Origin of the sequence: Streptomyces sp. NPDC020801 (genome assembly GCF_044334385.1) — a bacterium.
GTDB lineage: Bacteria > Actinomycetota > Actinomycetes > Streptomycetales > Streptomycetaceae > Streptomyces.
In genome coordinates this window covers 42,050-60,647 of sequence record NZ_JBIRST010000004.1, presented here as the reverse complement: position 1 = coordinate 60,647, position 18,598 = coordinate 42,050, and the positions used below count along the sequence as shown (strand labels likewise).

The window sequence follows — 18,598 nt, the reverse complement described above, 5'->3', positions numbered from 1 at the left end:
TGGAAGACCAGGGCCGAAATTGAATACGAGCCGACAGCGCGAGACCGTCCCTCCCCGGGCGCACGACTCCGTCCGGGCCGGGAACACCCCCAGCCGGGCGCGCGGCACCGAGCGCTCCGTGGCACGGCGCGCCGAACTCATCGCCATCGGCCGGAGGCTGTTCGCCGACACCTCCTACGACGCCCTCTCGATGGACGACATCGCCCGGCAGGCCCATGTCGCCAAGGGGCTGATCTACTACTACTTCCGCTCCAAGCGCGGCTACTACCTGGCGATCGTCGAGGACTCGGTCGCCGACCTGGTCACCTTCGCCGCGAGCGGCCTGGAACTGCCCGCCGTGGACCGGGTGCACCGCACCATCGACGGCTACCTCCGCTACGCCGAGCACAACCATGCCGCCTACCGCACCATCGTCAGCGGTGGCGTCGGTTTCGACACCGAGGTGCACGCCATCCGGGACGGCGTGCGCGAGGCGATCGTCGCGACCATCGCCGAGGGGGCCTACGGCCGTACCGCCATCGCGCCGCTCGCCCGCATGGGCCTGCTCTCCTGGGTCTGCAGCGTCGAGGGCGCCACCCTCGACTGGATAGACCGACCGGAGCTCTCCCGCGACACCGTGCGAGAACTGCTGGTGAAGACCCTGGGCGGTGCGCTGCGCGCCATCGGGGAGCTGGACCCGACCCACCCGGCCCCCGCCGCGTCCGCTAGCTGATCGCCTTGATCAGCTCACCGCCGGCGGTGTCCCCGCTCAGCTCCCAGAAGAACGTCCCGCCCAGGCCCTGCCGGTTCCTGTACGTCATCTTGGCCGCGATGGTCGCCGGGGTGTCGTAACTCCACCAGTTGCTGCCGCACTTGGCGTACGCGGTGCCGCCCACCGTGCCGTTGGCCGGGCACTTGGTCTTCAGCACCTTGTAGTCCTCGATGCCCTGTTCGTACGTCCCCGTCGCCGGCCCGGTCGCCGTGCCGCCGGGCGCCGACTGCGTGACGCCGGTCCAGCCGCGGCCGTAGAATCCGATGCCGAGCAGCAGCTTCGAGGCCGGGATGCCGAGGCCCTTGAGCTTGGCGATGGTCGCGGAGGTGTAGTAGCCCGCCTTCGGGATGCCCGAGTAGGAGTTCAGGGGGGAGTGCGGGGCCGTGGGCCCGGCCGCGTCCCAGGCGCCGAAGTAGTCGTACGTCATCGGGTCGTACCAGTCGACGTAACCCGCCGCGCCCGCGTAGTCCGTCGCGTCGATCTTCCCGCCACCGGTGGCGTCCGCCGTGATCGCCGCGGTGACCAGCGCGCCGCCGCCGAACTTCGCGCGCAGCGCCGCCATCACGTTCTTGAACGCCTCGCGGCCGCTGGTGTCACAGGTGCTGCCGCAGGCGTTGGGGTACTCCCAGTCGATGTCGATGCCGTCGAAGACGCCCGCCCACTTGGAGTTCCTCACCAGGTCGTAGCAGGACTGGGCGAAGGCGGCGGGGTTCTTCGCGGCCTCGCCGAAGCCGCTCGACCAGGTCCAGCCGCCGAAGGACCACAGCACCTTCAGGCCGGGGTGCTTCTTCTTGAGCTTCAGAAGCTGGTTGAAGTTGCCGCGCAGCGGCTGGTCCCAGGTGTCGGCGACACCGTCCACGGACTCGGCGGCGGTGTAGGCGCGGTCGGTGGCCGCGTAGGAGTCGCCCGTCGCGCACTTGCCGCCGGTGACGTTGCCGAAGGCGTAGTTGATGTGGGTCAGCCGCGCCGCCGAGCCGGAGGTCTCGATGTTCCTGACGTAGTACTTGCGGTCGTAGGTGCCCCATTCGGTGAAGTAGCCGACGACCTTCGATCCGGCGGCGGCCGCGGTCACCTTCGCCGACGGGGTGGCCGTGGCGGTTCCGGCGCCCGCTAGCAGCCCGGCGCCCAGGACGGCGCAGCACGCGGCGGACAGCAGCGCCCGGCACCGGGAGCGGGGAGGGTGGGGAGTGTGCATCGGGTGTCTCCTCGTGGGGGTGAGGGGAACGCGCGCCGATTGGCATGAACGCGAAGAAGCGATGAGCGCACACAATAGGAGGACTAGACCACTGGGTCAATGGTTCGGACCAATGCGGATGGGGCGGCCCCTTTCTTGAAGTAAGCGGTCGTTAACTGGTGACTCCCTGCCTCCGATCGGGCATACTCACAGCGCACAGCCGCTGGTCAGCAGCTTCCGTGACCCGGGAGTGCGAGCATCGGCTGGGCCCGAGGAAGACTCCGGCGGAGCCGCCCCCACCCAAGGCGCACATCCGCCGATGTGCCCGAAAGGGAGGAGAGCGTCGCCATGCCCGACCGCGCCCCGCAGCCGGTGGACCGGCAACTGCCCACGGACGAGGCCCGGGAGCTGATCTCACTCGTCCGCGACATCGCCCAGCGTGAGATCGCCCCCAAGGCGGCCGAGGAGGAGGACGCAGGACGCTTCCCGCACGAGGTCTTCACCCTGCTGTCCCGGTCCGGCCTGCTCGGCCTGCCCTACGCCGGCGAGTACGGCGGCGGCGAGCAGCCCTACGAGGTCTACCTCCAGGTCCTCGAGGAACTGGCCGCGGCCCGCCTGACGGTGGGCCTGGGGCTCAGCGTGCACACCCTGGCCTGCTACGGCCTTGCCACCTACGGCTCCAAGCAGCAGCAGGTCGAGCACCTGCCCGCCATGCTCGGCGGCGGCCTGCTCGGCGCCTACGCCCTCTCCGAACCCGCCTCCGGCTCCGACGCGGCCTCGCTGCGCACCAAAGCGGTCCGCGACGGCGACGGCTGGGTGATCACGGGCACCAAGTCCTGGATCACGCACGGCGGTGTCGCCGACTTCTACACGGTCATGGCGCGCACCGGCGAGGAGGGCCCGCGCGGGATCACCGCCTTCCTGGTGCCCGGCGACGCCGACGGCCTGAGCGCCGCGGCGCCGGAGAGGAAGATGGGCCTGAAGGGCTCGCCGACCGCGCAGATCCACCTCGACGGGGTGCGGGTCCCGGACGAGCGGCGCCTGGGCGAGGAGGGCCAGGGCTTCGCCATCGCCCTGTCCGCGCTCGACTCCGGACGGCTCGGCATCGCCGCCTGCGCCATCGGCCTCGCCCAGGCCGCGCTCGACGAGGCGGTCGCCTACGCCACCGGGCGCCGGCAGTTCGGGCGGCCGATCTCCGACTTCCAGGGGCTGCGCTTCATGCTCGCCGACATGGCCACGCAGGTCGAGGCCGGCCGCGCGCTGTACCTCGCGGCGGCGCGGCTGCGGGACGCCGGCCGGCCGTTCGCGCGGCAGGCGGCCATGGCCAAGCTGTTCTGCACCGACACGGCCATGAAGGTGACCACCGACGCCGTCCAGGTGCTGGGCGGGTACGGCTACACGGCGGACTTCCCGGTCGAGCGGTACATGCGCGAGGCCAAGGTGCTGCAGATCGTCGAGGGCACCAACCAGATCCAGCGGATGGTCATCGCCCGTCACGTCGCGGGTCCCGAGACCCGCTGAACTGCCCGAGGCCGATGAAGGGCGCCGCGAGCCGTACCCACTCCGGGTCGTGGCGCGCCGGCAGGGTGCGGCCCCGGCCCCGGTCGGCCCAGGTGCGCACCAGATCGCGGTAGATCGGCGGGTCCGGGAGCTGCGGCGGTGCAGGCGGAATCGATTCTGTGGGCGTCGGCACGAAGAGGCGGCGCCGACGCCCGGCTGCCGGACGTCCTGGGGTCATACCCGGGCAACGCGGCGCCGGGCGCACGGGTCACCGCCGTGCGGTATCAAGCGTGAGTTCATGGACGTCCGGCTCCGCCGAGCGGCACCCCGGAATGACCCGGACGCACTGGTCCGGCACCACGGCAGCCCGTGCCGTGGTGCGGGGCGGATGGCGGGGACCGGGGGACCGGGCGCTCAGGCGGCGTGGCGGCGCATCACCGGCACGCGCATCGGGCGCGAGCCCGGGCCGCCGACGTGCGAGAAGGGCTGCGTACGCCAGTCGAGTCCCTGCGGGAGCGTCAGCAGCAGGGCGGTGTGCTGTTCCTGCGGCTCGACGGACTCGTCCGCGGGGGGTGCGTCGGACGCCCGGCGGCCCGTACCGGCACAGACCGTGAGCCCGAACGGATTCCACGGCGAGGCGCACAGCGCGTGCTCCGGCAGGGCCTCCTCGTCCGCCAGCAGGGCGATGGGCTGGGCGCATTCCGGGCAGATCACCCGGTACATCTCGAAAGTGTCGTAGGCGTCGAGTTCCTCGCCGGCGAAGTCGTCCGGTTCGACGCCCTCCGGCGCGGGCTCGACGACCGGCTGCTGCCGCCTGGGCACGGAACGACCAGGGCGCTTGAGACTCTGCATGGGATTCTCCCCCTAAGGCTGGGCCGTGAAGGCACTGCGGCCTCGACCACAGCAAGCATTTCCCGCGCCGTCTCCGCGGTAATCACGGAACCATCACGGAGGCCGCCCCGGGGCTGTGGTGTTCGTCACATGCCAGCCGCAGGTGCCCGCCGCGCCGGTCCTGTCGCCCAGGTGGCCGACCGCCCACAAGCGCGCACGTCTCGAACGGGGCAGGACCAGCCCTGCCGAGGTATCCGAGGAGATCAGACGCACTGTAGGTTCTTGCGCCATGGAGGAGCTGGACCGACAGATCGTGCAGCTGCTCGTCAAGGACGGGCGGATGAGCTACACCGACCTGGGCAAGGCCACGGGCCTGTCCACGTCTGCCGTGCACCAGCGGGTGCGGCGGCTGGAGCAGCGTGGCGTCATCCGCGGGTACGCCGCGGTCGTCGACCCCGAATCCGTGGGGCTGCCCATGACCGCCTTCATCTCGGTCAAACCCTTCGACCCCAGCGCCCCCGACGACATCGCGGACCGGCTGGCCGGTGTCCCCGAGATCGAGGCCTGCCACAGCGTGGCGGGCGACGAGAACTACATCCTCAAGGTGCGCGTGTCCACCCCGCACGAGCTGGAGGAACTCCTGGCCCGGGTACGGACGCTGGCCGGAGTCTCCACACGTACGACGGTGGTCCTGTCGACGCCGTACGAGGCACGCCCCCCTCGCGTCTGACGGCCGCTCCCCACCCGTGCCCCGGACCGCCGACCTGCGTGCCGGGCGGCCCGGCCGAGGGGCGAGACTGGTGCCCATGAGTGAGCGCACCGCCGAGCCCCAGACCGTTCTCCTCCGCCGTGGCGAGGTGCACAGCCCCGCCGATCCGTTCGCGACCGCGATGGTCGTGGAGGCGGGTCACGTCGCCTGGGTCGGCTCCGAAGGCGCGGCCGACTCCTTCGCGGGCGGCGTCGACGAGGTGATCGACCTGGACGGTGCCCTCGTCACCCCGGCGTTCACCGACGCCCATGTGCACACCACCGCCACCGGACTCGCGCTCACCGGCCTCGACCTGTCCGACGCGCCCTCACTGGAGGCGGCCCTCGCCCGGGTGCGGGACTTCGCCGCCGCGCGCCCCGGCGACCGGGTGCTGCTCGGCCACGGCTGGGACGCGGCCCGCTGGCCCGGCGGCCGCCCGCCCACGTGCGCGGAACTCGACGAGGCCACCGGCGGCCGTGCGCTCTACCTCAGCCGGATCGACGTCCACTCCGCCGTCGTCACCACCGCCCTGCTCGACCTGGTGACCGGCGACCTGGGGCCCGTGGACGGCCCGCTGACCGCCGACGCCCACCACGCCGTGCGCGCCGCCGCGTTCGGCGCCGTCACCCCCGCCCAGCGCACCGAGGCACAGCGCGCCGCGCTCGCCCGCGCCGCATCCCTCGGCATCGGCTCGGTGCACGAGTGCGGCGGCCCGGACATCTCCTCCGAGGACGACTTCACCGGCCTGCTGAGGCTCGCCGCCGACGAGCCGGGCCCCCGGGTCGTCGGATACTGGGCCGAGCGGGACGTCGACAAGGCGCGGCGGCTCGGGGCGCTGGGCGCGGCCGGCGACCTCTTCGCCGACGGCTCCATCGGCTCGCACACCGCCTGCCTGCACAGCCCCTACGCCGACGCCGGTCACACCGGCACCGCCCACTTGGAGGCCGCCGACGTCGCCGCACACGTCATCGCCTGCACCGAGGCCGGCCTCCAGGCGGGCTTCCACGCCATCGGCGACGCCGCGGTCACCGCCGTCGCCGAGGGCGTGCGCGCCGCCGCCGAGAAGGTGGGCCTGCCCCGTGTCCGCGCCGCCCGGCACCGCGTCGAGCACGCCGAGATGCTCACCCCGGAGACGATCGCGGCCTTCGCCGAGCTGGGCCTGACCGCGTCCGTGCAGCCCGCCTTCGACGCGCTGTGGGGCGGTGAGGACGGCATGTACGCCCGGCGTCTGGGCGCCCGGCGGGCCCGCACCCTGAATCCCTTCGCGGCCCTGCTGCGCGCCGGCGTCCCGCTCGCCTTCGGCTCCGACAGCCCCGTCACGCCGCTGGACCCGTGGGGCACGGTCCGGGCGGCCGCCTTCCACCGCACCCCCGAGCACCGCATCTCCGTCCGCGCCGCCTTCACCGCGCACACGCGGGGCGGCTGGCGGGCGCTCGGACGGGACGACGCCGGCGTCCTGGTGCCCGGCGCGCCCGCGGACTACGCCGTGTGGCGCACCCACGAACTCGTCGTCCAGGCACCCGACGACCGGGTCGCGCGCTGGTCGACCGACCCGCGCTCCGGCACCCCCGGGCTGCCCGACCTCACCCCGGGCCGTGACCTGCCCGTCTGTCTGCGGACCGTGGTGGGCGGGCGGACCGTGTTCGTAGGGCCGGGCGAGTGATCTCCCGGGGTGGCGCGGCGGCGATCACCGGCCGCCCACCGTCGCGCGACCTGCGCATCCTCGCCGCCGATCCGGCCGAAGCCGCCGTTCACACAGGTCGAAGTGCTGTTTGACAGGCGACGGCAGCGGGCCGATAGGTTCTGCCGGGTCCACCACCGGACGCCCGACCGGGGAACCTCCGTACCCGCGCCGCAGTGCCGCTGGGTCAGGGACGGTGTGCCGGACCGGGTCACCGTCACTGGGAGCCAGGCTCAGCGCCCGCGTCGGCGCGGGATCGTTCCGGACGGTCGGCAAGGTGTGACCCGGGTGGGGCCCGGCCGCTCAGTAGACAACGGCTTTCGGTCGATCCGCAGCCAGCGGGTCCCAGGTCGGCCCGAAGGGCGCCGGGCCCCCATCCGCAGAACGCGCAGATGCCGAGAAAGTCCCGAAAGAGCGTCCTTACCCCGCTCTTGTGCAATCGACACCCCCGTACGACCGTGGTGTCACGTCCTCGCAGGCCGTGGCCACTATGGTGGTCCCCTGCGTACGGATATGAAGGGGCAGCAGTGAACGACGGCGACGGCACCCTCGCGGCTCGGGCCCAGGAGAGGCGGTTCGGCCCGCTCGGCACGGCCTTGGTGATCATTCCGACCTACAACGAGGCGGAGAACATCAAGACGATCGTCGGCCGGGTGCGCAAGGCCGTCCCCGAGGCACACGTCCTCGTGGCCGACGACAACAGCCCCGACGGCACGGGCAAGCTCGCCGAGGAGCTGGCCGCCGAGGACGAGCAGGTGCGCGTGCTGCACCGCAAGGGCAAGGAGGGCCTGGGCGCCGCCTATCTCGCGGGCTTCCGCTGGGGCCTGGAGCAGGGTTACGGCGTCCTGGTCGAGATGGACGCCGACGGCTCCCACCAGCCCGAGGAACTGCCCCGGCTGCTGACCGCCCTCAAGGGCGCCGATCTGGTGCTCGGCTCCCGCTGGGTGCCGGGCGGGCGCGTGGTGAACTGGCCCAAGTCCCGTGAGTTCCTCTCGCGCGGCGGCAGCACCTACTCGCGCCTGATGCTCGACGTGCCGATCCGTGACGTCACCGGCGGCTACCGCGCCTTCCGGCGCGAGACCCTGGAGGGCCTGGGGCTGGACAGGGTGGCCTCCCAGGGGTACTGCTTCCAGGTGGACCTGGCGCGGCGCGCGGTCCGGGCGGGGTACCACGTGGTCGAGGTCCCGATCACCTTCGTGGAGCGGGAGCTGGGCGACTCCAAGATGAGCCGGGACATCGTCGTCGAGGCGCTGTGGCGGGTCACGTCGTGGGGCGTGCGGGAGCGAGTGGCCAAGCTCACGGGCCGCGGCGGCCGGACGCGGCGGTAGCGGCAGTCCGCACGGGCGGGGCCGAGCATCCCCTTCATCCTCTTGTCCCGTGCTGAGCCGCTCACCCTCTTATCCCGTGCTGAGCCGCGCCCAGGCACACTGGGAGCATGACGACAGGCGTTCCGACCTCTTCGTACTCCACCGGATCCGCCGGGCCCCGGCGCTCCCGGCTGCGCAGGATCCTGCCGCTGGGCGTCGCCGCGTGGCTGGTGCTGGAGATCTGGCTGCTGACGGTGGTCGCGGGCGCGGCGGGCGGCCTCACGGTCTTCCTGCTGCTGGTCGCCGGCCTCGTGCTCGGCGCGGTGGTGATCAAGCGGGCGGGCCGCCGGGCCTTCCAGAACCTCAACGAGGCACTGCAGCGCGGCGGCACCCCTTCCTCGCGCCGCGGTGGCAACGGCTGGATGATGCTGGGCGGCCTGCTGCTGATGATCCCCGGCCTGATCTCGGACGTGGTCGGCCTGCTCCTGTTGGTCCCGCCGGTGCAGCGGGCGTTCGGCGGCCTGGCGGAGCGCACGGTCGACCGCAGGCTCCGCGAGGCGACTCCCGGCACGCTGGGCGACGCCTTCCAGCAGGCCCGCATCCACCGCCCCGACGGCAAGGTCGTCCAGGGCGAGGTCATCAGGGAGGAGCCGGGCGACGAGCCGGGGGAGCAGCGCCCTCCTCTGACTCGGTGAGAACCAGCAGCACCTCCGGTGCTTGAGGGTGGGGCCGTTCACTTCGATGGGGTCCTGGGACGGAGCACCCAGGACGGAGGCCCCAGGGACGGCCACCCGTACGAAGCCGCACCCGCAAGAACACTGCTGCGGGCGCCACACGTGATGCTCACGTGTGGCGCCCGCAGCAGTGCACGTGCGTCCGATAACCGGCCCGAGCCCCGGAGGGGCTAGGCGCTCTTGCGGCTGTCCCGCGGATGCACGGCGATGTTCATCGCACCGGACCGCAGTACGGCGAGGCGCTCCTCGAGAACCTCTTCGAGCTCCTCACGGGTGCGCCGCTCCATCAGCATGTCCCAGTGCGTACGCGCAGGCTTGGCCTTCTTCTCCTCCGGACCGTCGCCATCCACCAGGAGTGCCTGGGCCCCGCAGACCTTGCACTCCCACTCCGGCGGGATCTCCGCCTCGACCGAGAAGGGCATCTCGAAGCGGTGCCCCTTCTCGCATGCGTACTCCACGGCCTGGCGCGGAGCCAGGTCGATACCGCGGTCGGTCTCGTAGCTGGTCACCACGAGGCGCGTGCCGCGAAGAGCTCGCTCACTCATGAATCGTGCCTCCCGGGCTTGTCGCCCACAGGACAGGTGTCGCTGTCGTCGTCATCCGGTCAACGTCCGGTCGGCGGTAAAGATTCCCGTTCCGATGTCCCGTTCCGGGTCATGCGTCGCCGTCGTAGCCGCAGCCTTGTCAACCAGTGCAGTACCCACCGGCGCCCGGTTTGTCACATCTGATACGAGATGTCACCCAGCGTTTCGGCATCTTTGACGCGCAGTAACGGTACGCCTGGCAGGCCAAACGCGTACACTACAGCCCTTTCGTCTCGAGTGCTAAATCCGATCAGGAACCGGATTGCCCGCGTCGCGGATCGCCCGCCCCACCGGAACCCGGGCGAGCAGTACGAACCCGATGGTGAAGAAGGCCACCAGCGAGATGATCGCGTCCCGGTAGCTCCCGGTCAGCTGGTAGGTGATCCCGAACAGCAGCGGCCCCAGCCAGCTCATGCCCCGGTCGCTCATCTCGTACGCCGAGAAGTACTCGGCCTCCTTGCCCGGCGGGACCAGGTGGGAGAACAGCGACCGGGACAGTGCCTGGCTGCCGCCGAGGACCAGCCCGATCCCGGCCGCCAGTACGAAGAACCACACCGGCGCCCCGGCCGGCAGGAAGTACCCGGCCCCCAGCGTGACCGTCCACGCGACCAGGGACCCGAGGATCGTCCGCTTCGCGCCGTACGTCCGCGCCAGCCGTCCCATGCCCAGCGCCCCCGCCACCGCCAGCACCTGCACCATCAGCACCGCCGTGATCAGCGTCGACTGGCCCAGCCCCAGCTCCTCCGAGCCGTACACCGAGGCCTGGGAGATCACGGTCTGGATGCCGTCGTTGTAGATGAGGTAGGCCAGCAGGAACGCGAGGGTGAGCGGTTTGCCCCGCATGTCCCGGACGGTGGCCGCCAGCTGCCGCCAGCCGTGCGCCGCCGGCGCCACGGAGGGCGCGGGGCGGTCGCGCAGCCGCTTCAGCGGTACGAGCGTGAAGACGCCCCACCACAGTCCGGCCGAGGCCAGGCAGATCCGGACGGCCACCGCCTCGGACACACCGAAGGAGTCGTGGGCGGTGAACAGCACCAGGTTCGCCACGAGCACGATCGATCCCGCCGCGTAGCCGAATGCCCAGCCGCGGGAGGAGACCGCGTCGCGCTCCTCGGGAGGGGCGATCTGCGGCAGGTAGGAGTTGTAGAGGACCATCGACACGGCCACGGAGGCGTTGGCGAGGATCAGCAGGAAGCCGCCCAGCAGATAACGGTGGCCGTCCAGGAAGAACAGCCCCGTGGTGGCGCCCGCACCGGTATAGGCGGCGGCCGCCAGCAGCGGTTTCTTGCGGCCGGTCCGGTCGGCCGCCGCGCCCGCGACCGGCATCACCGCGATCGCCAGGATCACGGACGCCGAGACGCAGTAGGCGAAGAACGACCCGGCCCGCACCGGGATCCCCAGCGGATGCACGAACCCATCCGCGTCCGCCGCCGACCGGGCGACCGAGGTCAGATAGGGGCCGAGGAAGACGGTGAGGACGCTGGCCGAGTAGACCGAGCACGCCCAGTCGTAGAAGTACCAGCCGCGCTGCTCGCGCCGCCGCTCGGCGGCCTCGTCGGCCTCCTGTACCCGCACGGTGCCGATGTCCACCCGTGCCCTCGCTTCCCCGCTGACGCGGCTGCCGCCGCCGATGCCGTGCCAGGTTCCGCGAAGCCGGGGAAGGGGGCGGTCCGGGCCGGGTCTCAGACCCAGACGCCCCGCTCCTCCATGACTTTGCGCAACGTGTCGATGTGATCGGTCATGATGCCATCGACACCGAGGTCCAGGAGCCGGTGCATCCGCTCGGGCTCGTTGATGGTCCACACGTGCACGTGCAGCCCGCGCGCGTGGGCGGCGCGCAGGAACAGTGGATCGACCACCGGGACGCCCCACTGGGAGACCGGGACCTGCACGGCGACCGCCGAGCGGCGCAGCGTGACCGGCACCCCCCAGGAGCGCAGCCGCAGACTCAGCACCCCGCGTGTGCCGTACGACGTGGCCAGGCGCGGCCCGGCCAGCCGCTGGGCCCGGGCCACGCGCGCCTCGGAGAACGAGCCGACGCACACCCGCCCCCAGGCGTCCATGCGCTCGATCACGTCCAGCAGCGGACGCAGCGCCGGCTCCGCCTTGACGTCGACGTTCCAGCGCACCTCGGGGAAGGTCTCCAGGAGTTCCTCGAAGAGCGGCACCGGCTCGCGGCCCGCCACGCGCGCGTGCCGCACGTCCTCCCACGGCAGGTCCGCTATGCGGCCCGCGCCGTCGGTCACCCGGTCCAGGGTCGCGTCGTGGAAGGCCACGAGCCGGCCGTCCGCCGTGGCGTGTAGATCGGTCTCGATGTACCGGTACCCGAGTGCGACCGCGCGCCGGAACTGCGCCGCGGTGTTCTCCAGGCCGTCGGCGGCCCCGCCGCGGTGCGCGAAGGCGATGGGCCCCGGATGGTCGAGATACGGGTGGCGTGCGAGCGTGGTCACGGACGCAGTATCGCTCCTTCGGGTGTCGCGGTGGCAACGACCGTGCTGCCGCCCGTTGCCCTCGCAACGGCGAACACGCGCAGGAAGAACTGGGCCAGCGGGCCGATGGACACCGCGTAGAGGACGGTGCCGATGCCGATGGTGCCGCCGAGGGCGAAGCCGGTGGCCACGACCGCGACCTCCACCACCGTCCGCATCAGGCGGATCGAGCGGCCGGTGCGCCGGTGCAGCCCGGTCATCAGCCCGTCCCGCGGGCCGGGCCCGAAGCGGGCCGAGATGTAGAGGCCGGTGGCCACGCCGTTGAACAGGATGCCCGCCAGGAGCAGGGGAATCCGCACGGCCAGCGTGCGGGCGTCGGGCACCAGCGCCAGGGTGCCGTCCATGGCAAGGCCGACGGCGAAGACGTTGGAGACCGTGCCGAGGCCCGGGCGCTGGCGCAGCGGGATCCACAGCAGCAGGACCGCCGCGCCGGCCACGATCGACACCACGCCGATCGTGAGACCCGTGAGCTTCGCCAGGCCCTGGTGGAGCACGTTCCAGGGCTCGAGCCCGAGGCTCGCCTCGACGAGGAGCGCGGAACTCGCGCCGTACAGCGCGAGGCCGGCGTACAGCTGGATCAGTCGTCTCCCGAGACGGGCCCGTGTGGACAAAGTGTCCCCCCTGGTGGTGGAAGTGGCCTGGTGCATGACACTCTGTGGCGTGGGGAGACAACCCAACCATGGCCAATTCTGGGAAGGTGGACTGGTAGTCATGGCGCAGTGGACCTCGGCGGTGGGTGCCGCGCAGCTGGCCCGGCTGCTCAACTCCCAGCAGGACCGCCCGGCGGGATCCGGCTCGCGCCGCCCGCCCGCCTACCGGGCCCTCGCCGACGGCGTCCGGCTGCTGGTGCTCGAGGGCCGCGTCCCGGTGGCCGCCCGGCTGCCCGCCGAGCGCGAGCTCGCCCTGGCCCTGTCCGTCAGCCGCACCACGGTCGCCGCGGCCTACGAGGCGCTGCGCACCGAGGGCTTCCTGGAGTCCCGGCGCGGAGCGGGCAGCTGGACCGCCGTACCGGCCGGCAACCCGCTGCCCGCGCGGGGCCTCGAACCGCTGCCGCCGGAGGCGCTCGGCTCGATGATCGACCTGGGCTGCGCGGCCCTCCCGGCCCCCGAGCCCTGGCTCACCCGAGCCGTGCAGGGCGCCCTGGAGGAGCTGCCGCCCTACGCCCACACGCACGGCGACTACCCGGCCGGGCTGCCCGCGCTGCGCTCGATGATCGCCGATCGGTACACCGCGCGCGGCATCCCGACCATGCCCGAGCAGATCATGGTGACCACGGGCGCCATGGGCGCGATCGACGCCATCTGCCACCTCTTCGGCGGACGCGGCGAGCGGATCGCCGTGGAGTCGCCGAGCTACGCCAACATCCTGCAGCTGATGCGGGAGGCGGGCGCCCGGCTGGTGCCGGTGGCGATGGCCGATGGACTCGCCGGGTGGGACCTGGACCGCTGGCGCCAGGTGCTGCGGGAGGCCGCGCCCCGGATCGCCTACGTGGTCGCCGACTTCCACAACCCGACGGGCGCGCTCGCCGACGAGGACCAGCGACGGCGGCTGGTGGAGGCGGCCCGCTCGGCGGGGACGGTGCTGGTCGTCGACGAGACGATGAGCGAGCTGTGTCTGGCAGCGGATCTGGCGATGCCGCGGCCGGTGTGCGGGTTCGATCCGGCCGGCTCGACGGTCATCACCGTCGGCTCGGCCAGCAAGGCGTTCTGGGCCGGGATGCGCATCGGCTGGGTGCGGGCCGCCCCCGATGTGATCCGCAGCCTGGTCGCCGCGCGCGCCTACGCCGACCTGGGCACCCCCGTGCTGGAACAGCTGGCCGTGAACTGGCTGTTCAGCACCGGAGGCTGGGAGCAGGCCGTGGAGATCCGCCGTGGCCAGGCCCGCGACAACCGGGACGCCCTGGTCACGGCCGTCCGGCGCGAGCTGCCCGACTGGGAGTTCGAGATCCCGCGGGGCGGCCTCACCCTGTGGGTGCGCACCGGTGGCCTGTCGGGGTCGCGGCTGGCCGAGGCGGGGGAACGCGTGGGCGTACGGGTCCCGTCCGGGCCGCGCTTCGGCGTCGACGGAGCCTTCGAGGGCTACGTCCGGCTGCCGTTCACCGTCGGGGGAGCGGTGGCGGAAGAGGCCGCGGCGCGGCTGGCGGCGGCGGCGCGGCTGGTGGAGGCGGGCGCTTCGGGAGGCGGCGAGCCACCACGGACGTTCGTGGCATAGCCCAGGGCGGCGGCTCAAGCCCAGGGCCGTGGCGGAGCCCAGGGCCGCGGGCCCGGGTGGCGGGCGGCCGTGCTGCGGGCTTGGCTTGCGGGTGCCGAGTCGCGGGCCCCAAGCCGCGGGTCCTGATCCAGGCGGCCGAGTCACGGGCTCGGGTTGCGGGCGGTGCCGGGCCGCGGATCGCCGGGCTGCGGGCCCCGAGCCGCGGGCGGCGGGCGGCGGGCGGCCGAGCTGCGGCACCGTCCGTCAGGAAGGCTCGGCCACAGCCGCCTCCGTCACCGTCTCCGTCACCGCCTCCATGGGCTCCGGCACGGTCTCCCCGTCCGCCGGCGTCGTCTTCGGCGGCAGAAGATCCCGCACCGCCGCGCGATGCGCCTCGCTCGCGGAGTCGTCGTACGGGTCGGGTGTCGCCGGAACCTGCAGCCGGTGCACGGCTCCCGTGCCGAGCCGCGCGTAACCGCGCCCGGGCGGGACGACGGTGAGCGGAGTGGTGTGCGGCGGAGCCCCGAGCACGGCCTTGAGCTGCTCGCCCGTGGCGGGACCGAGAACGACACGCGCGCGCGTGTGCTGGCGCACCGCGTCGCTGAGCGCCTCGGCGCTGTCGAACTGCTCGGCCACCACGACCGTCACATTGACCGCACGGCCGTGCCGCAGCGGCACCTGGAGCAGCGCCTGCGGGTCCTTGCGGCCGTCCGCTGCGGCCAGGTACGTGAACGCGGTCGGCCGGTCCAGCAGCAGCCACAGCGGCCGCTTGGTGTCTTCCGGCGGCGGGTGGCCCGCCTGACGCGCGCGGTTGACGGCGATCAGCCGCCGTTCGGTCTCGGTCGCCGCCCACTCCAGGCTGGCCAGCACCCCCGCCAGCCCGCACTCGACCGCGAGGACTCCGTCGCGGCCGGTCAGGCAGGCGTACTCGCCGGTGCCGCCGCCGTCGACGATCAGCACGTCGCCGTGCTGCAGGGACTGGAGCGCGATCGAGCGCAGCAGGGTCGAGGTGCCGCTGCCGGGCTGGCCCAGGGCCAGCAGATGCGGCTCGGTGGAGCGCAGGCCCGTGCGCCAGACGACCGGCGGCACGTCGCGTTGTTCCTCGCCGTGGGTGAGGGGCAGCGTGCGCTGCACCTCGCTCGGGTCGGTGAAACCGAGCACGGTCTCGCCCGGGGCGGTGACGAAGCGCTGGGCGGCGATGTCGGCGGGCAGCGGGGACAGGGCCGTGACCGTGAGCTGGTTGCCCTCCTCGTCCCAGCCGAAGAGGTACTCGCGTCCGCGGCCGGCCTTGACGGTGAGCAGGTGCTCGATCCGCGCCCGGGCCTCGGGCTCGCCATCGGTGAAGTAGGCGGGGTAGCGGATCAGCAAGTGGGAGACGCGGCCGGAGTCGTCGAACTCGTAGGAGGGGAAGGCCTTCTCCCAGTCGCCGCCGTGGGCGTACAGCGGGCACGGGTCCTCGGCGGCCGAGAAGTACGGGACCAGGGCCTCGTACAGCGACATCAGACGCTGGACGCGCGCCTCGTCCGGACCCTCGGGCTCCTGCGGGGTCCGGTCGCGGCCCTGCCAGGCCGCCGCCGCCATCACCACGACGGCGGCGAGCAGCGGACCGTACGGCACCAGCGCCACCACCAGGATCAGCGAGGCCACCAGGAACAGCAGCGGCCCCCGTCGGTCCTTGGGCGTGTCCGCCCACCTGCGCCGTCCGGCCGAGGCCAGCCGGCGCAGACCACGGGTGATGGTGATCAGTGGGTGGAGGACGTCGGTGGCGCTGTCGGCCGCCGTCCGGGCCAGCTCCCGGCTCCGGGCGAGCTGGGCGCTGCCTGTGCTCAGAATGCGGGGGAGGGGGCGCCGGGCCACTGCTGCCTCCTGGAGGTGCGGACGGGGGTGACTGGCGGTGTATCAGAACCTCATGCCGCCGAGGAGGCTCGCCAGGCTCTCGCCGCCGGCTTTGATGCCCGGGGCGATGGCCGAGCTTGCCAGGTAGAAGCCGAACAGCACCGACGTGCACGCGTGCGAGGGCTTCAGTCCGTCCTTGCGGAAGAACACGAAGACGATGGTGCCGAACAGGACGACGCCTGAGATGGAGAGGATCATGGGAGGTCTCCTGGTGTCGGGAAGGGGACAGTCACCCTGAGTTCTTCCAGGATCACAGCATGTATCCATATGACAAAAGGTGCAAATGGGTGAATTTCATTCGTTTTACCCCGACTGGCGGAGCCTGGTGAGCCGGTTGAGCAGCACTGTCTGCGTCCGGCCGGGTTCGTGGTGATCTTTACCTCGGGCAGATCGGGTCATGTGCCGCAGGAGCCAGTACGCTGGCGATTCACCCGTACGGACGGCACCGCTCGCCGCCGTACGCTTGCTCCCCGCAGCACCGAGGTACCCGACGTTCGCAGTGAGAGGCGGTCCGGCCGATGAGTGAAGCCCCCGACCCCGAGGTCGTGGAGCTGGCGACCAAGATCTTCGATCTGGCCCGGCAGGGGCGGACCGAGGCGCTCGTCGCGTACGTCGACGCGGGCGTCCCGGCCAACCTCACCAACGACCGCGGCGACTCCCTGGTGATGCTCGCCGCCTATCACGGCCACGCCGACGCGGTCCGTGCGCTGCTGGAGTGCGGCGCGGACGCCGACCGCGTCAACGATCGCGGGCAGACGCCCCTCGCCGGAGCGGTCTTCAAGGGCGAGCAGGAAGTGATCAAGGTTTTGGTGGAGGGCGGCGCGGACCCGTCGGCCGGTACGCCGTCGGCCGTCGACACTGCACGGATGTTCGGCAAGTCGGAGCTGCTGGAGCTTTTCGGCAGCGAGTGAACCCAAGGGCCGTGAGCAGCCGCTACGGCTCTTTTGACCAGGCACGACACGGAAAACGGGGGAGGCGGTACGGGGCCGCCGGAAATATCGGTCGCGGCAGCTCACAGGCCGGGTCATCATGACGTCGTGATTCACGGACGCGATGGCTGGGCAGGGGTTGCCGCACCGCGCGGGCCGTGATGCGGTCCGCAGGGCCACCGACGAGAGGCAGAGGAAGATGGTCTACAGCGAGCAAGAGACGGCGGGCGCCCCGACGTGTTGTCACGCGGCCAGGTAGTGCGTGGTCCCCGGTTGCGTCGACGCTTGATGTGAGGCTGTTTCCCATGTTCGATCCGGTCATAGCGCCCAGCGGTACGCTGCTCGGCCTGCTCCAGCGGGGCCGCGGCGACGGCACGCTGCACGCGCTCACCGCCCCCCGCGCCGAAGCGCTCGCGGCTCTGAACCACTGCGTGCTGCGCGACCCCCGCCACGACTGGCAGGTGGAGAACCGCTCCCTCTACTACGCACGGCTCTTCCTCGATCTCAACGGCGAACTGGACGCCATCGAGGCGCACCTCTTCGATCCCGAGGACGCCCTCGACACCGAGGAGTCGCGCACCGGGCTCGCCCTCGCCGTCCTCGGGCACCTCGCCTCCTACGGCAGACTGGACGCGCTCGCGCTGCTGCGCAGGTACGCCGCCACGGGCGCCAACTGGGCCTGGGCCCTGGACGAGCTGGCGCTGAGGGACGACGACGCGGGACTGCGCGCCCTGGCCGCACCCGTCCTCGCCCGCTTCCCCGCCGACGCCGAGGGCGAGGCCGAACTGGCCGTCGCCGTGCGCGACGCCTTCGAGCCCCGGCCGTGGCGGCTGTGGGCCGAGGACTCCCGCGAGTCGATCGCCACGCGCGTGCGTGCCGCCCACGAGGCCGGCTGCTTCGACCGCTGGCAGCGGCAGCTGCGCCCCACCGGGCCCCGCCCCGGGTGGAGCGTGCAGGCCGTGTTCGAGTGGGCCCAGCAGGGCATGGAGCGCGGTGCCGCGCTCCACGTGCCGGCCGCCCGCTGTCTGACCGCCGTGGCGGGTCCCGAGGACCGGCCCGAGATCCTCCGGGCCGCCAGGCAGGGCACGGACGGAGCCCGCTGCACCGCCCTGCGCTACCTCGCCGACGGCAACGACCCCGACGCCCTCGAACTGATCGAGTCGGCGGTGTCCGACGGCTCGGCCGCCGTGGTGGAGGCCGCCGTGGACGCCTTCGAACGCATGCGCAGTGTCGCCGCCGTCGACCGGGCGCGCGGCTGGGCCCGCCGCCCCGACCCGCTGGGCGCCGCCGCCGGGCGCATGCTCGCCTGCCGCGGCGGCACACGCGACCGCGACCTCGTACTCGCCGCCCTGCGGGAGGCCGTCCGCGGGGAAGGCCCCGACGCGCCCACCCTGTGGACCCTCGTCGACGGCACCGGACGCCTCGGCATCACCGTCGCCACGCCCGTCCTGCGCCACGTCTACCGCGAGACCGCCTCCTCCCATCTGCGCGGCCGCGCGGCCCGCGCCCTCGCCGCCACCGACCCCTCCTTCGCCGCGGGATTCGCCGTCGAATGCCTGTGGGACTGCGAGGAGACCACCCGCGAACTCGCCGCCCGGCACGCCGAGACCGGTGACACCCGCGTCGTCGAGCAGCTGCGCCGCCTCGCCGCCGACCCGGCAGAGGAGGCCGAGGTCCAGACCGCCGTACGCAGCCGCATCGGACCCGACACGCCCGCCGTGTGAACGGCCGGTGACCCGGGAGTCAGGAGTGCGTGGACATGGGCTGACCTGCCCGGCTGTGCAGCC

The 18,598-nt window shown here is 72.6% G+C and carries 17 protein-coding genes; 9 read left to right on the top strand and 8 right to left on the bottom strand.

What is annotated here, in order from left to right; genetic code table 11:
* The first annotated feature begins 19 nt into the window (after positions 1-19).
* On the top strand, positions 20-712 hold the full coding sequence (locus tag ACH4UM_RS10030) for a TetR/AcrR family transcriptional regulator (RefSeq protein WP_398176035.1): 693 nt from the start codon (positions 20-22) through the stop codon (positions 710-712).
* On the opposite strand, the gene ACH4UM_RS10025 is transcribed toward ACH4UM_RS10030, so the two are convergent.
* Positions 705-1,946 carry a glycoside hydrolase family 18 protein gene (locus tag ACH4UM_RS10025; protein ID WP_398176033.1) on the bottom strand — a complete coding sequence of 414 codons (1,242 nt, stop codon included), beginning with the start codon at positions 1,944-1,946 and terminating at the stop codon, positions 705-707. The two genes, ACH4UM_RS10030 and ACH4UM_RS10025, sit on opposite strands and share 8 nt — an antisense overlap.
* 327 nt (positions 1,947-2,273) lie before the next feature.
* On the opposite strand from ACH4UM_RS10025, the gene ACH4UM_RS10020 reads away from it, so the two are divergent.
* Entirely contained in the window at positions 2,274-3,446 is a 1,173-nt protein-coding gene (locus tag ACH4UM_RS10020; protein WP_398176031.1) for an acyl-CoA dehydrogenase family protein, read from the top strand.
* A gap of 393 nt (positions 3,447-3,839) precedes the next feature.
* Here ACH4UM_RS10020 and ACH4UM_RS10015 read toward each other — a convergent pair whose 3' ends face one another.
* On the bottom strand, positions 3,840-4,277 hold the full coding sequence (locus ACH4UM_RS10015; protein WP_398176029.1) for a hypothetical protein: 438 nt from the start codon (positions 4,275-4,277) through the stop codon (positions 3,840-3,842).
* Between the two features lie 268 nt (positions 4,278-4,545).
* Between ACH4UM_RS10015 and ACH4UM_RS10010 the strand changes: the two genes are divergently transcribed.
* From ACH4UM_RS10010 to fxsA, 4 genes are all read left to right on the top strand, one after another.
* On the top strand, positions 4,546-4,986 hold the full coding sequence (locus ACH4UM_RS10010; RefSeq protein ID WP_398176027.1) for an Lrp/AsnC family transcriptional regulator: 441 nt from the start codon (positions 4,546-4,548) through the stop codon (positions 4,984-4,986).
* Between the two features lie 76 nt (positions 4,987-5,062).
* Positions 5,063-6,667 carry an amidohydrolase gene (locus ACH4UM_RS10005; protein ID WP_398176025.1) on the top strand — a complete coding sequence of 535 codons (1,605 nt, stop codon included), beginning with the start codon at positions 5,063-5,065 and terminating at the stop codon, positions 6,665-6,667.
* 545 nt (positions 6,668-7,212) lie between these two features.
* Complete coding sequence (locus tag ACH4UM_RS10000) at positions 7,213-8,013, top strand: polyprenol monophosphomannose synthase (protein ID WP_398176023.1); 801 nt, start codon at positions 7,213-7,215, stop codon at positions 8,011-8,013.
* A gap of 107 nt (positions 8,014-8,120) precedes the next feature.
* The gene (fxsA, locus tag ACH4UM_RS09995; RefSeq protein ID WP_398176021.1) at positions 8,121-8,687 is read left to right on the top strand and encodes an FxsA family membrane protein; all 567 of its coding nucleotides are present in this window, start codon (positions 8,121-8,123) and stop codon (positions 8,685-8,687) included.
* A gap of 209 nt (positions 8,688-8,896) precedes the next feature.
* On the opposite strand, the gene ACH4UM_RS09990 is transcribed toward fxsA, so the two are convergent.
* The 4 genes from ACH4UM_RS09990 to ACH4UM_RS09975 form a co-directional block, all read right to left on the bottom strand.
* Positions 8,897-9,271, bottom strand: coding sequence for an RNA polymerase-binding protein RbpA (locus ACH4UM_RS09990; protein WP_003977404.1), 375 nt, complete (start codon positions 9,269-9,271; stop codon positions 8,897-8,899).
* A gap of 279 nt (positions 9,272-9,550) precedes the next feature.
* Positions 9,551-10,897, bottom strand: a complete 1,347-nt coding sequence (locus tag ACH4UM_RS09985) for an MFS transporter (protein WP_398176019.1) — start codon at positions 10,895-10,897, stop codon at positions 9,551-9,553.
* 92 nt (positions 10,898-10,989) lie between these two features.
* Positions 10,990-11,757: a glycerophosphodiester phosphodiesterase gene (locus ACH4UM_RS09980; protein ID WP_398176017.1), complete on the bottom strand. Its 768-nt coding sequence runs from the start codon at positions 11,755-11,757 to the stop codon at positions 10,990-10,992.
* Positions 11,754-12,443: a YitT family protein gene (locus ACH4UM_RS09975; protein ID WP_398176015.1), complete on the bottom strand. Its 690-nt coding sequence runs from the start codon at positions 12,441-12,443 to the stop codon at positions 11,754-11,756. Before ACH4UM_RS09975 ends, ACH4UM_RS09980 begins: the two co-directional genes overlap by 4 nt.
* 64 nt (positions 12,444-12,507) lie before the next feature.
* On the opposite strand from ACH4UM_RS09975, the gene ACH4UM_RS09970 reads away from it, so the two are divergent.
* A complete protein-coding gene (locus ACH4UM_RS09970) occupies positions 12,508-14,007 on the top strand; it encodes a PLP-dependent aminotransferase family protein (protein ID WP_398176013.1) in 1,500 nt (499 codons plus the stop codon).
* Between the two features lie 243 nt (positions 14,008-14,250).
* On the opposite strand, the gene ACH4UM_RS09965 is transcribed toward ACH4UM_RS09970, so the two are convergent.
* Positions 14,251-15,843, bottom strand: a complete 1,593-nt coding sequence (locus ACH4UM_RS09965; RefSeq protein WP_398176011.1) for a hypothetical protein — start codon at positions 15,841-15,843, stop codon at positions 14,251-14,253.
* 42 nt (positions 15,844-15,885) lie between these two features.
* On the bottom strand, positions 15,886-16,080 hold the full coding sequence (locus ACH4UM_RS09960) for a hypothetical protein (RefSeq protein WP_398176009.1): 195 nt from the start codon (positions 16,078-16,080) through the stop codon (positions 15,886-15,888).
* 320 nt (positions 16,081-16,400) lie between these two features.
* On the opposite strand from ACH4UM_RS09960, the gene ACH4UM_RS09955 reads away from it, so the two are divergent.
* Entirely contained in the window at positions 16,401-16,793 is a 393-nt protein-coding gene (locus ACH4UM_RS09955; RefSeq protein WP_398176007.1) for an ankyrin repeat domain-containing protein, read from the top strand.
* Positions 16,794-17,116: 323 nt separating this feature from the next.
* A complete protein-coding gene (locus ACH4UM_RS09950; protein WP_398176005.1) occupies positions 17,117-18,535 on the top strand; it encodes a HEAT repeat domain-containing protein in 1,419 nt (472 codons plus the stop codon).
* The last annotated feature ends 63 nt before the right edge of the window (positions 18,536-18,598 follow it).